Annotated in this window: 12 protein-coding genes; 5 read left to right on the top strand and 7 right to left on the bottom strand. The window is 66.0% G+C overall.

Annotation, left to right across the window (positions count from 1 at the left end; all coding sequences use genetic code 11):
* Positions 1-22 precede the first annotated feature (22 nt).
* Positions 23-1,807 carry an acyl-CoA dehydrogenase gene (locus tag IB255_RS19805; RefSeq protein WP_192210733.1) on the bottom strand — a complete coding sequence of 595 codons (1,785 nt, stop codon included), beginning with the start codon at positions 1,805-1,807 and terminating at the stop codon, positions 23-25.
* A 218-nt stretch (positions 1,808-2,025) separates the two neighbouring features.
* Between IB255_RS19805 and IB255_RS19800 the strand changes: the two genes are divergently transcribed.
* From IB255_RS19800 to IB255_RS19790, 3 genes are all read left to right on the top strand, one after another.
* Positions 2,026-3,585, top strand: coding sequence for an arylsulfatase (locus IB255_RS19800; RefSeq protein WP_218189943.1), 1,560 nt, complete (start codon positions 2,026-2,028; stop codon positions 3,583-3,585).
* Positions 3,586-3,680: 95 nt separating this feature from the next.
* Positions 3,681-4,967 (top strand): histidinol dehydrogenase, encoded by a 1,287-nt coding sequence (hisD, locus tag IB255_RS19795; RefSeq protein WP_192210732.1) that lies wholly within the window; start codon positions 3,681-3,683, stop codon positions 4,965-4,967.
* Between the two features lie 79 nt (positions 4,968-5,046).
* On the top strand, positions 5,047-5,478 hold the full coding sequence (locus IB255_RS19790) for an acyl-CoA thioesterase (protein ID WP_192210731.1): 432 nt from the start codon (positions 5,047-5,049) through the stop codon (positions 5,476-5,478).
* Positions 5,479-5,493: 15 nt separating this feature from the next.
* Here the strand turns inward: IB255_RS19790 and IB255_RS19785 are convergent, their stop codons facing one another.
* Complete coding sequence (locus IB255_RS19785) at positions 5,494-5,835, bottom strand: hypothetical protein (RefSeq protein WP_081518224.1); 342 nt, start codon at positions 5,833-5,835, stop codon at positions 5,494-5,496.
* 140 nt (positions 5,836-5,975) lie between these two features.
* On the opposite strand from IB255_RS19785, the gene IB255_RS19780 reads away from it, so the two are divergent.
* On the top strand, positions 5,976-6,749 hold the full coding sequence (locus IB255_RS19780; RefSeq protein WP_081518223.1) for an ABC transporter ATP-binding protein: 774 nt from the start codon (positions 5,976-5,978) through the stop codon (positions 6,747-6,749).
* Between the two features lie 53 nt (positions 6,750-6,802).
* Here IB255_RS19780 and IB255_RS19775 read toward each other — a convergent pair whose 3' ends face one another.
* From IB255_RS19775 to IB255_RS19765, 3 genes are read right to left on the bottom strand one after another with little or no spacing between them, the layout of a single operon-like run.
* Entirely contained in the window at positions 6,803-7,153 is a 351-nt protein-coding gene (locus IB255_RS19775; RefSeq protein ID WP_081518222.1) for a hydroxyisourate hydrolase, read from the bottom strand.
* Positions 7,150-7,659 (bottom strand): nucleoside deaminase, encoded by a 510-nt coding sequence (locus tag IB255_RS19770; RefSeq protein ID WP_192210730.1) that lies wholly within the window; start codon positions 7,657-7,659, stop codon positions 7,150-7,152. Before IB255_RS19770 ends, IB255_RS19775 begins: the two co-directional genes overlap by 4 nt.
* Positions 7,660-7,715: 56 nt before the next feature.
* Complete coding sequence (locus IB255_RS19765) at positions 7,716-9,053, bottom strand: nucleobase:cation symporter-2 family protein (RefSeq protein WP_192210729.1); 1,338 nt, start codon at positions 9,051-9,053, stop codon at positions 7,716-7,718.
* A 180-nt stretch (positions 9,054-9,233) separates the two neighbouring features.
* Between IB255_RS19765 and IB255_RS19760 the strand changes: the two genes are divergently transcribed.
* Positions 9,234-10,148 carry a LysR family transcriptional regulator gene (locus IB255_RS19760; RefSeq protein ID WP_138216812.1) on the top strand — a complete coding sequence of 305 codons (915 nt, stop codon included), beginning with the start codon at positions 9,234-9,236 and terminating at the stop codon, positions 10,146-10,148.
* Positions 10,149-10,194: 46 nt separating this feature from the next.
* On the opposite strand, the gene IB255_RS19755 is transcribed toward IB255_RS19760, so the two are convergent.
* Entirely contained in the window at positions 10,195-11,820 is a 1,626-nt protein-coding gene (locus IB255_RS19755) for an alpha/beta hydrolase family protein (protein WP_192210728.1), read from the bottom strand.
* Complete coding sequence (locus IB255_RS19750) at positions 11,817-13,013, bottom strand: MFS transporter (protein WP_081518217.1); 1,197 nt, start codon at positions 13,011-13,013, stop codon at positions 11,817-11,819. The genes IB255_RS19755 and IB255_RS19750 overlap by 4 nt, the downstream gene beginning before the upstream one ends.
* Between the last annotated feature and the right edge of the window lies 1 nt (position 13,014).

The following is a 13,014-nucleotide window of genomic DNA, read 5'->3' as shown; positions in this document are numbered from 1 at the left end:
AGGTGATCGAGAGACGCGCCGGTCAGAACCAGGCGTCTTGCATGTCCAGGCTCGCGCTGTTGCCTTCGAGCAGCAGGCGTGCCGTGCCGGCGAGAGGAGCCAGCTCCCAGTCCATGAAGTAGCGCGCGCCCTGCAGCTTGCCCTGGTAGAAATGCGCGTCATCGCCCTGGGCGCCATTACGCAGCGCACGGTTGGCGATCAGCGCCATGCGCAACCACAGCCAGCCCACCAGCACGCGGCCGAAAAAGTCGAGGTAAGCACTGGCGTTGCTCAATCCGGCCTCGGCGTCTTTTTCCACCTGCCGTTGCAGCGAATGGGTGACTTCCTCGAGCAGACCCAGGGCAACCTCAAGTTGCGTCGTGAGTGGTCGGCAAGGGTTTTCGGAGGAGGCTTGCCGCAGGTCGCTGCGCACTCGCTCGAGGAAAAGCCGATAGCCATCGCCGCCGCGTGGGCCGAGCTTGCGGCCGAGCAGGTCGATGGCCTGGATGCCTTCGGTCCCCTCGTGGATCGGGTTCAGGCGGTTGTCGCGATAGAGCTGCTCCAGCGGGTATTCGCGGGTGTAGCCGGCGCCACCAAGCACCTGGATGCCCAGGTCCGAGGCCAGGGTGGCATAGCGCGAGGGCCAGGACTTGACCATGGGCGTGAGCAGGTCGAGCAGCTCGGCTGCGTCGCGCCGCTGTTCTGGAGAGGGGGCGGTGTGCGAGTCCTCCACCAGGCTGCTGGCGAACAGGCACAGCGCCAGGCTGCCCTCGGCGTAGACCTTCTGCTGCAGCAGCATGCGCCGTACGTCCGCGTGCTCGATGATGCGCACTTGCGGTTGCAGTGGGTCCTTGTTCCCGGGCAGGCGGCCCTGCGGCCGCTCGCGGGCATAGGCCAGCGCATGGTTGAAACTCTGGTAGCCGAGGCTGGCAGCGGCCAGCGCCACGCCGATGCGCGCCTCGTTCATCATCTGGAACATGTAGTTCAGGCCCTGGTTGGTTTCACCCACCAGGTAGCCGACCGCGCCATCGCCTTCGCCGAAGCTGAGCACGGTAGAGGTGGTGTTGCGATGTCCCATCTTGTGCAGCAGGCCGGCCAGGGCGACGTCGTTGCGCTGACCGTCCAGCCACTTGGGCACCAGGAACAGGGAAATGCCGCGGACACCGGCCGGCGCGCCCTCGATGCGCGCCAGGACCATGTGCACGATGTTGCCGGTCAGGTCGTGGTCGCCGCCGGAGATGAACATTTTCTGCCCGAACAGCCGGTAGCTGCCGTCCGCGGCCGGGCGCGCGCTGGTGCGCAGGTCGCCGAGGGCCGAGCCCTGGCCGGGCTCGGTGAGCGCCATGGTGCCGCTGCAGCGGCCGTCCAGCATGGCGGGCAGGAAGCGCTCGCGCAGTTCCCGGCAGGCGAAGCTCTTCACCAGGTTGGCGGCGCCGATGGTGAGGAAGGAGTAGGCGGTGGTGGCCACGTTCGCCGCGTTGAAATACGCCATGCAGGCGCGCAGTACCACTTCCGGCAACTGCAGGCCGCCATCCTCGGCATCGTGATGGGCGGCGAGGAAGCCGGCGTCAGCGAAGGCGTTCCAGGCGTCGCGGGTTTCCTCGATCAGCCGGACGTGCTCGCCGTCGAAGGTGGGCTCGTGTGCATCGGCTTTCTGGTAGTGCGGGGCGAAACGTTCGGTGGCGATGGCACGGGCAGTGGCGAGGGCGCCGGCGAACACCTGGCGATCATGCTCGGCGTAGCGCGGGCGCTGGGTCAGGGCTTGGGTGTCGAGCAGTTCATAGAGCAGGAAGTCGAGATCGCGCTCGTTGAGCAGGGGTACGGCCATATCGTCCTCGTCGGCAACTGACGGTGACCAGCCGGCAGGCTGGTCTGGACGCAGTGAAGCCGAAAGCGCCTGCGCAGGCACCCACCCCGGAATAGTGGGTGGGGTGACCCACTCCTCAGGAGTGGAAGGCAGGCCGTCTGGAATTGGCTAGGTTTGCCGGTATGCGCTGGCATTGCGTTAGGTTGCCGCAGCGAACAATAAAACCAAGGAGAGCGTTGATGAACCTTGCAAGACGATGGCTGGGCGGCCTGGTGATGCTGATGTCGCCACTGCTGGCGGGAGCGGCGGACAAGCCGAACATCCTGGTGATCTTCGGCGACGACATCGGCTACTACAACCTGAGCGCGTACAACCAGGGCATGATGGGCTACGAGACGCCCAACATCGACCGCATTGCCCGCGAAGGGGCACTGTTCACCCATGCCTATGGCGAGCAGTCGTGCACCGCCGGGCGCTCGGCCTTCATCCTCGGCGAGCATCCCTTTCGCACCGGCCTGCTGACCATCGGCATGCCTGGCTCCGAGCACGGCATTCCCGACTGGGCGCCGACCATCGGCGACGCCATGAAGCAGCAGGGCTACGCCACCGGGCAGTTCGGCAAGAACCACCTGGGTGACCGTGACCAGCACCTGCCGACCAAGCATGGCTTCGACGAGTTCTTCGGCAACCTCTACCACATGAACGCCGAAGAGGAGCCGGAGACCTACTACTACCCGAAGGACCCGGAGTTCCGGAAGAAGTACGGCCCGCGCGGCGTCATCCATTCCTATGCCGACGGCAAGATCGAGGACACCGGCCCGCTGACGCGCAAGCGCATGGAGACCATCGACCAGGAATTCCTCCAGGCCACCGAGAACTTCATCGAGAAGTCGCACAAGGCCGACAAGCCCTTCTTCGTCTGGTTCAACACCACCCGCATGCACATCTGGACGCATTTGAAGCCGGAGTCCCAGGGCAAGACCGGAATCGGCATCTACCCCGATGGCATGGTCGAGCACGACGGGCAGGTCGGCGAGTTGCTGAAGAAGCTCGACGAACTGGGCATCGCCGACAACACCATCATCGTCTACACCACCGACAACGGTGCGCAGAAGGTCAGCTGGCCGGATGGCGGTTCGTCACCCTTCCGTGGCGAGAAGGGCACCTCCAACGAAGGCGGGCATCGTGTGCCGCTGCTGGTGAAATGGCCGGGCGTGATCAAGCCTGGCAGCCATTTCAACAACCTCATCGCCCATAATGACTGGATGCCGACACTGGCCGCCGCCGCGGGCGATCCCGACCTGGTCGACGAACTGGCCAAGGGCCGTGAGCTCAACGGCAAACAGTTCCGCGTTCACCTGGATGGCTACAACTTCCTGCCGTTCTTCAAGGGCGAGGCCAAGGAAAGCCCGCGCCAGGAGTACTTCTACTTCTCCCAGAACGGTGAACTCAACGCCCTGCGCTGGAAGGACTGGAAAGTCGCCTTCGCCAGCGTCGATGGCTCCATCGGCTCTGGCTCGCGCAAGGTCACCAACTGGCCGGTCACCACCAACCTCAAGGCCGACCCCTTCGAGACTGCCCGCGAAGAATCGCCGCTGTCGGTGCGTTGGGCCGCCGACCAGATGTGGCTGTTCGTGCCGGTGCAGGCGGAAATCCAGAAGTTCATGGCGACCATCCCGCAGTACCCCTTCCAGGAGGGCGCCAGCCTGAACCCGGCGAACATCAACTACCAGAGCCTGCAGATCAAGCGCGCCCTGATGCAGTTGCAGAAGCTCACCCCGCCACCCACTGCCAACTAATACCGCCTGACACAGCGCTCCGCGTGTAGCCACGGCTGCGCGACGGCGGCGCTCGTCCTGGCGAAAGCACTCATCCGTCCCAGCAGGTAATGACCATGATCAGGCATCTGAAGAACTCCAAGCCCCAGCAGGTGAAGCTGGAAATCAATGCGCAGGTGCGCGACACCGTTTCCGGCATCCTCGCCGACATCACCGAGCGCGGGGACCAGGCGGTACGGGAATACTCCGAGAAGTTCGACAAATGGGCGCCGCAGAACTTCCGCCTGACCCAGGCGCAGATCGACGCCTGCGTGGCGGAACTGTCGGAAGAGACCCTGGACGACATTCGCTTCGCCCAGGCCCAGGTCCGCCGCTTCGCTCAGGTGCAGCGCGATGCCCTGCGTGATGTCGAAGTGGAAACCCTGCCGGGCGTGGTGCTGGGCCACAAGAACCTGCCGGTCAACAGCGTCGGCTGCTATATACCCGGCGGCAAGTATCCGCTGGTGGCTTCCGCGCACATGAGTGTGCTGACCGCCAAGGTCGCTGGCGTGAAGCGCGTCATCGCCGCCGCGCCGCCGTTCAATGGCAAGCCCTCGCCAGCCATCGTCGCCGCCATGCACCTCGCGGGGGCTGACGAGATCTACTGCCTGGGCGGCGTGCAGGCCATCGCCGCGATGGCGCTGGGTACTGAAAGCATCGCTCCGGTGGACATGATCGTCGGACCGGGCAACGCCTTCGTTGCCGAGGCCAAGCGTCAGTTGTTCGGCCGCGTGGGCATCGACCTGCTGGCCGGTCCGACCGAAACCCTGATCATCGCTGACGATACCTGCGACGCCGAACTGGCGGTCGCCGACCTGCTCGGTCAGGCCGAGCATGGCCCCAACTCGCCGGCCATCCTGCTGACCAACTGCGAGGCGCTGGCCCGCGCGGTGCCGGCGGAGGTCGAACGCCAGCTGGCCAAGCTGGAGACCGCGCCTATCGCCCGGGTAGCCTGGGAGGAGTATGGCGAGATCATCCTCTGCGACTCCTATGAAGAAATGGTGCGCGAGGCCGACCGCATTGCCTCCGAGCACGTCCAGGTGATGACCCGCGACCCGGACTACTTCCTCCAGCACATGACCAACTACGGCGCGCTGTTCCTCGGGGCTCGCACCAACGTGTCCTACGGCGACAAGGTCATCGGCACCAACCATACCCTGCCTACCAGCCGGGCTGCCCGTTACACCGGCGGCCTGTGGGTCGGCAAGTTCATCAAGACCTGCACCTACCAGCGCGTGCTTACCGACGAGGCTTCGGCCCTGGTGGGCGAGTACTGCTCGCGCCTGTGCGCCCTGGAAGGCTTCGCCGGACACAAGGAACAGGCCGATATCCGCGTGCGCCGCTACGGCAAGACGCCGGCCTGAGCCCGAGCGCCGGATGCTTTCAGTGAGAGCATCCGGCCAACCCGCTGAATCCCAACCCCTCACCGCTGGAGTCAGAGCGATGAAACCCGTCGTCAGCCTTCGTGAAAGCTACCCGCACTTCCTTTCCATCCCCACCCGCTGGATGGACAACGACGTCTATGGCCATGTCAACAACGTCAATTACTACAGCTACTTCGACACCGTGGTGAACGAGTATCTGATACGCAAGGGCGTACTGGATTTCATCGCGGGCGAGGTCATTGGCCTGGTGGTGGAAACCCAGTGCAACTACTTCCAGTCCATTGCCTTCCCGGATGTGGTGGAGGCCGGCCTGCGGGTGACCCGGCTGGGCACTTCCAGCGTGCGCTACGAGATCGGGCTGTTCCGCGAGGGCGAGCGCGAGGCGGCGGCGCAGGGGCATTTCGTCCACGTTTATGTCGGCCGCGAGTCACGTCGGCCGGTGAACTTGCCGGACGGTTTGCGGCGGGTATTGCACCAGCTGGTTTCCTGAACCATCAGGTGTGGCTCAATGGCCGGGATAAGCGGACATCATCCAGGTGATACCGGCGGCGTTGATTGCGGTGAAGACCAGTGCGATGAGGAACGCCGTGTCCGCCACGTGCAGCATCCGGCGTCCGCGGCGCATCCGGTGGGTGCGCAGGCTCCAGTAGGAGCTGAAGGCTGCGACGAGATAGAACAGCAGGTTCACCGCCACCAGGTCGTCGAAGATCAGGTTCTCCTGACGCAGGGTGATGACCACGCGGATGATGCCGATCACCGTCAGGCACACCCCGACCATGGTGGCGGAAACGGAGAAGATGTGTACGCAGACGTCGTCGTCCAGCGTCGGGGAAGTGGGTTTGTACATTGAGTCTGCATCCCTTGTGAGGTGGCACTTCGGACACGCTGGCCAGATCAGGTTATCGCCTGCTTAAGCGTGAAAGGGCTGCCCTGACGGACGGGGCATGGTAGAAGAGGTTCTCTTTTTCTCCACCAGCTGACCTCGCCATGATCGACTTCAACAACGTCACCGCCTTCCAGCAGCAGACCCGCGTGCTGGACGGCTTCTCCCTGCACATCGGCGAAGGCGAGAAGGTCGCCATCCTCGGCCCCAACGGCGCCGGCAAGAGCACACTGCTCAAGCTGATCAGCCGCGAGCTTTACCCGGTGGATCGCCCGGACAGCTCGCTGAACCTGTTCGGCCTGCAGAACGTCACCCTGTGGGACCTGCGCAGCCGCATCGGCTTCGTCTCCCAGGACCTGCAGGAGGACTACACGCCGTTCACCCAGGCGCTGGATGTGGTGATCTCCGGTTTCTTCGGTGCCATCGGCAGCCATGGCCACCTGCAACCCACGCCAGAACAGGTCGAAAAGTCCCGCGAGATGCTCGCCGCCGTGGAGATGGGCGACTATGCCGAACGCATGTTCCAGCGCCTCTCCACCGGCCAGAAGCGCCGCCTGCTGCTGGCCCGCGCACTGATCCACGAGCCCCGCGCACTGATCCTCGACGAGCCGGCCAACGGCCTGGACATGGGCGCCAGCCTGCAGATGCTCACGCTGCTGCGGCGCTTCTGCGGGCCTGAGCACGCGATGATCATCACCACCCACCATCTGGACGAGATCATCCCGGAGATCGAGCGCGTGGTGCTGATCGCCAATGGCAAGGTAGTGGCCGACGGGCCAAAGGCAGAGATTCTCACCAGCGAGCACCTGTCGGCCCTGTATCAGGCACCGCTGAAGGTGACTGAACAGGACGGTTGGTATCGCTGCTGGCATGCCTGACCGAGCGCAGGGGCTTCGCCCGATGGCGAAGCCCCGCTGCATCGTTGCGTGGCTCAGGCTCCGCCACGGAAGCAGGAAAGGCCCCACGCGGTGAGTTTGAACGGCAGGTGATAGTGCTGGTGCGCATCGCCGATGCCGAAGCGGTAGATCAGCTCGTCGAGAAAGGGCGTGTCGGGCAGCGCAGCTCCGGCTGCCCGGTAGAAATCGGCGACTTGCAGGCGCACCTCGTAGACCCCGCTGCCAAACTGCTCGGCGAGCGCCTCCAGTCCCGGCAACAGCCCGCGCTCATCGATGCGGCCGTGCAGGATGACGTTGCCATCGTACCGCCTGACGCTCAGTTCCAACCCCTGCGCGACCCGCCCGCTGGCGATGTCGACGACATGGATGGACAGGCCGCCATTCATTCCCAGAACCCCGCATGAGCCGCCGCGGCTTCGTCCTCCAGCATTGGACCGTGCACGTCGATCACACGCTGGCCACGGGCAAAGACTTCCCGGCAGGGCAGGGAGAAGGTCGGGTTCTCCGGATGCGCGCCGGTCAGGCCGAGCAGCGAGTGCTCGGAGAGCGCGTAGACCACCCGACCGATGCCGGTCCAGTAGATCGCCCCGGAGCACATGCAGCAGGGTTCGGCGCTGGTGTAGAGCGTGCAGTTGGCCAGTTCCTCCGGGCTCAGCTGACGCGCGGCAAGGGCGGCGGCCACCAGTTCGGCGTGCTGGGTCGGGTCGCCTTCGGGCGGCATCGAGTTGTTGCCGGCGCTGGCGATCACCCGGCCCTGGGCGTCGGCCACCAGTGCGGCAAAGGGATGGCGCCCGCGTTCACGGGACTCCTCGGAAAGGCGGATCGACTGGCGCAGCAGGTCGAGGTCGAGATCCGACAGGCCGGCAGGAGTGAGCTTGCTGAAGTGAGTCATGGAAGTTCCTTGGGCAGTGAAGTGGTGCGTGCGCCCGGAGGCGCACGCCGGATGGATCACTCGGTGGCGCTGGCCTGTCCGGCGGGTTCGGCGGTAGCGCTCTTGTCGTTGTTGAGCAGCAGGTTGAGCAGGATGGCGGTGATCGCGCCGAGGAAGATGCCGCTCTCCAACACCAGCTTGAGCGGGCCGCTGGCATGTTCGAAGAGGGCGGGGAAGGACATCGGCAGCACACCCACGCTGACCGAGACCGCGACGATGATGCCGTTGCGGGTGCCTTCGAAGCGTACGCGGGAGAGCTCCTGGATGCCGGCCACGGTGGTCATGCCGAACATCACGATGGCGCAGCCGCCGAGCACTGGCGTGGGGACTGCTGCGATCAGTGCGCCGAGCTTGGGGAACAGCCCCATCAGCACCATGATTGCGCCGGCGGCGGCGACCACGAAGCGGCTCTTCACGTTGGAAAGGGCGATCAGCCCGGTGTTCTGGGTGAACGCGTTGTAGGGGAAACTGTTGAAAATGCCGCCGAGCAGGGTCGACAGGCCGTCGGCGCGGAAGGCGTTGCCCAGGGTGCGCTGGTCGGTCGGCTTGCCCACCAGCTTGCCGATGGCCAGGCAGTTGCCGGTGGTCTCGGCCATGATCACCAGCATCGCCAGGACCATGATCAGGATCGGTGTGAGGGAGAACTGCGGGACACCGAAGGCCATTGGCGGGCTCAGCTCGAACCAGGCCGCTTCGCCCACCTGGTCGAAATGGGTCATGCCGAAGGCGGCGGCGAGCAGGCTGCCGGCGACCAGCCCGATCAGCACGCTCAGATTGCCGATGAACCCTGAGAAACGTGCATAGATCACCAGGGTGATCGCCACCGTGGCCATCCCCAGCAGCAGGTTGGCCGGTTTGCCGAAGTCCTCCGATCCCGGATTGCCGCCGCCCAGCCAGATGGCGGCGGCAGGCATCAGCGAGATGCCGATGATGGTGATCAGGCTGCCGATGACCACCGGCGGAAAGAACCGCAGCATGCGGCTGAACACCGGCGCGATGGCGATGGTGATGGCGCCGGCGGCGATCACCGCACCGAACACTTCCTGCAGGCCGAACTGCTTGCCGATCATGATCATCGGTGCCAGGGCGATGAAGGAGCAGCCCTGGATCAACGGCAGGCGGGCGCCGAAGCGCCAGAAACCGAGGGTCTGGATCAGGGTGGCGATGCCGGAGGTGAGCAGGTTGGCGTTGATCAGCGTGACGATCTGCGCCTGGGTCAGGCCCAGGGCGCTGCCGAGGATGAGCGGCACGGCGACGGCGCCGGCGTACATCACCAGGACGTGCTGCAGGCCGAAGGTGAAGAGCTGCCGCAGGGGCAGGATCTCGTCGACCGGGTGAACGCGGGTAAGGCTCATGTCATGAATCTCCTGAAGGTGCGGCTCTTGTTGTTATTACGGGCGCCCGGAGTGACACGCAGCACAGTGGTCGGGGGCAGCTGCTGCCGATGTCGGGGGAGATAGTCCTGCGAAATAAGCGATGGAACAAATGAATAACCATCGCTAGCATCGATGGATCGAAGGAGGAAGGAATCGGCCATGCGCTTTTCGCTGGAGCAGTTGCAGGTGTTCGTCACGGCGGTCCAGGCCGGGTCCTTTTCCGCCGCGGCGCGGCGTCTGGGGCGGACGCAGTCCACGGTCAGCGCGGCGATCGCCAACCTGGAGACGGACCTGGGCGTGGAACTGTTCGACCGCTCCAGCCGCATCCCGGCCCTCACCGCTGCCGGCCGCAAGCTGTTGCTGCAGGCAGAGGCGGTACTGGAGCGCTGCTATGCGCTGGAAGGCAGCGCCGACAGCCTGGCGGAACAGGTCGAGCCCTCGCTCACCCTGGCCATCGAGGTGCCCTACGGTTCACTGATTCCGGTGCTGCGCGAATTCGACGTTGCATTCCCCTTCGTCGACCTGCTGATCCGCCACCCCGTGCACGGTGATGTCAGCGAGCTGGTGCTCAAGGGGGAGGCGGACCTCGGCGTGGCGTTCTCCCAGCCGGAGTACCCACAGGAGCTGGCCTTCCAGCAACTGGGCAAACTGATCATGGCCCACGTCTGCCATGCGCAGTTCGCGCTGGCACAGCGCGAGCGGGTTGGCTTCGCGGACCTGCACGCGCACCGTCGCCTGGCCTTCGTCGCCCATGCCCACAAGCTGCCCAGCAGCGAATACCTTCGCGCCGCCCAGGTCTGGCAGGCGGAGAGCTACCTGGCACTGGTGGAAATGGTCCGCGCTGGTCTCGGCTGGGCAACCCTGCCTCGGCAATTGATCCAGCGCGAGCTGGCAGCGGGCGAACTGGTGGAATTGCAGCTGGAGGCTTATCCGCACACGGACTGGTTGGTGGGCGTCGACCTGCTCTGGCAACGCCGGCGCCAACCGGGCAAGGCCGAGCGTTGGCTGCGCGAGTGCCTGCAGCGCAGCAAGGTGTTCGAGCTGGATCGGCGCGGCGTGTCCACGACCTTGTGAAGGCGTCTGTGGCTAAGGCAGCCGATCGGTTGCGCCCGTCAGACTTTCAGCGGCCCCGCGCCTGACGCTGGGCGTGCATCGCGCGGATGCGTTCTTCCCACTGGGTACGTTCGAGCTCCGGCAGAGCGTTCCACCACTGGCTCACCGCGCGGTTGCTGTAGGGCTCCAGCCAATCGGACCAAGGTGCGACCTGCGCCTGCGGGAAACCGTTGTCGCGGCCGCGCAGGTAGTGGTCGAAGAAGCCCAGTACCAGCGCCGCTGGTGCCTCGATCAGAACGTCGGTGGGTGCGCTGCCAATGAGCTTGTCGCGCAGTGGGCGGCGCATGTACAGCGCATTGTCGGTGAGGCCCGCATGCAGGGCGTCGCGCAGTACCAGGCGATGGATGCGCGGGTTCTGCCCGGCGTGTTGCAGGCTCTCGTAGGAGAAGTCGTTGAAGCTGCGCGGCCGGGATGGCGGCGTGAGGCCGAGCATGCGGTAGAACAGCGACAGGTCCGAATGCAGCATCAGCAGCGGCACTGGCAGGTCCTTGTCGAAGGGCAGGAAGTCAAAGTCGCCACCGTCCAGATTCACCGCCGCCGCGCAGCGCTTGTCCACCAGGCAGACGGCGCCGCTGGTGGAGCCGCCGAAGGACATGCCCATCTCGCCGGTATGCGCGAAGTCGCTGGCGGCCACCAGGGCGGCCACATTCGGCGGCACTTCGCCGGCCTGTAGGCGGTCGTGGACGAACAGCCGGTCGGCCAGCCAGACCGGTGCGCTGAGGTGGATGGCGCGGTCGGCTGGCGGCGTGGTTTCGGTGGCGAAACGCAGTTGGCCGTCGAGGCGGCGGGCCAGGTCGTCCTCGCCGTAGCCTTGCAGCAGAAGCGGCGAGAAGCCGTGTTCGAAGGCGTAGCGCAGGTGTTCGTAGAGTGCCGGGTCAGTCGGTGCTACCTCGCCGTTGGGGAACTGTGTGGGAGACGCGTCACCGGTGTGCTGCACGGAATAGACCGCGTAACCGTTGCTCGCCAGCTCCTCCATGATCCGCCCGTTCATGCCGGCGAACGAGCCATAGCCATGGCTGTAGAACACCACCGGCAGGCGACCCAGGTCGGCGCGCAGCGGCGCGTTCTCAAAAGAGTTGGTCCGCAGATGACGCAAGTACGTGAGCAGGGGCGGGAAATGGAACAGCTCGCCGAAGCCGCGCGCGGTGCTGCGTGATTCAGCGGCGCTGAAGTAATTGCGTGGTTTGCTGTCCGCCACTGGCCGGGCCGGATACCAGACCCGCACCAGCAGGCGCCGGGCCTTGCCGGCAGGCGTGCCGAGCACGCCGGTACGGCTGGCGTCGACCAGCTCGAAGTCGCGTACGCCGACCTGATAGGGCCCGCCCGGCCTGGGCAGTGGCGAAACCGGGAAGCAGTACAGCGCGGCGACCGCCAGGCCCGTCAGCAGGCTGAAGAACAGCCCCGACCAGAGCGGGAGCCGCGCCGGGCGCTTGCGCCGCAGTAGCAGGGCCAGCACCAGCAGCAGGGCGACCACTGCGTCGACTCCCGCCTGCCAGCGGTCGTCCCATACGTCGTACAGCGCCGCGACCAGAGCGAGCAGGGCTGCGACCATTGCCAGGGCCCGCCGTCGCAGCCACCAGCCCAGCAACGCAACAGCGAGAAGGGCCAGCAGTGCAACGTCAGGGAGAGTCATGCAGTGGCGCCCTTGCGCGGCAGCACGGTCCAGGCGACGCCAAACAGCAGCAGCGCGGCGACCAGTACATACGGCGCGCGGCTATCCAACTGGTGCAGCAGGGTGCCCAGCAACGGGCCGCTGATCATGCCCAGCCCATGCACGGCCACCAGGCTGCCTGCAGCGGCGCCTTGCTCGTCTGCTTCCACGGCATTGGCGTTGAGCGCCGAGACGGCAGGGAAGACCCAGCCCATACCGGCGGCAGCGACGAAGCAGGAGGCATAGAGCATCCACGGCGCCATGGCGAAGCACACCGTGGCGAAGCCCAGCGCGGAGACAGTGCCGCCAACGCCGATCAGGCGCAGCGGCGCCCAGTTCAGCTTGCGTACCAGCATTTGCGCGCAGATCAGTGCCACGCCCACCGACGTGAGCGCGATACCGGCAACGCGGGCGGCGTCCGCCGGCGGCAGTTGCAGGCGGTCGAGGGCGAAGAAGCCGACGGTCATCTGCGCCACGGTCACGCAGACCATGGCGATGAAGCCGAGGGTCAGCGAGCGGCGCAGGCGCTTGTCGCTGATCGCCAGCGTCGGGCCCTTGCGTTCGCTGACGCGCTGGCTATCGGGCAGCCAGCGCCACAGAACGGCGAACGCCAGCAGCGGCAGCAGGCAGGTGAGCAGCAGCGGCAGAGCCAGACCGAGCATGGCCAGCAGACCGGCGAAGCTCGGGCCGACCACCATGCCTACGGCACTTGCGGCACCCAGCCCGGCCATGGCCGAAGCGCGCTTGTCCGCGCTCACATGGTCCGCGACCAGCGCCGCCGAGCAGGCCGGCACGGCCGCATAGAAACCGCCCGCCAACCCGCGCAGCGCGACGATGCCGATGAAGGCGGGCAGCGGTGACATCGAGGTATTCAGTGCCAGCGCCATGAAAGCGCAGAGCAGCGCGTAGGTCACCGCGAAGCCGGCCAGGCCGCTGAGCAGCACGCGGCGACGGCCGAGGCGGTCGCTGGCGATACCCCATACGCGCGCCATGAGCATCCACGCAATGCCGCCGACGGTGACCGTCATCCCCGCCTGCCAGGGCGCCAGGCCCAGGGTGCGCGCCACCGGGCCGATCAGCGCGACGAAGGACATCACCGCCACCGTGCAGACGAAGGTCTCGAACATCAGCGGACGCAGGTTGAGGGTGGGCGCCTGGGGCGGCATGGCGGTCATT

Origin of the sequence: Pseudomonas sp. PDM22 (genome assembly GCF_014851965.1) — a bacterium.
GTDB lineage: Bacteria > Pseudomonadota > Gammaproteobacteria > Pseudomonadales > Pseudomonadaceae > Pseudomonas.
The sequence above is the reverse complement of the archived record's forward strand: the minus strand, read 5'-3'. Positions and strand labels throughout refer to the sequence as shown.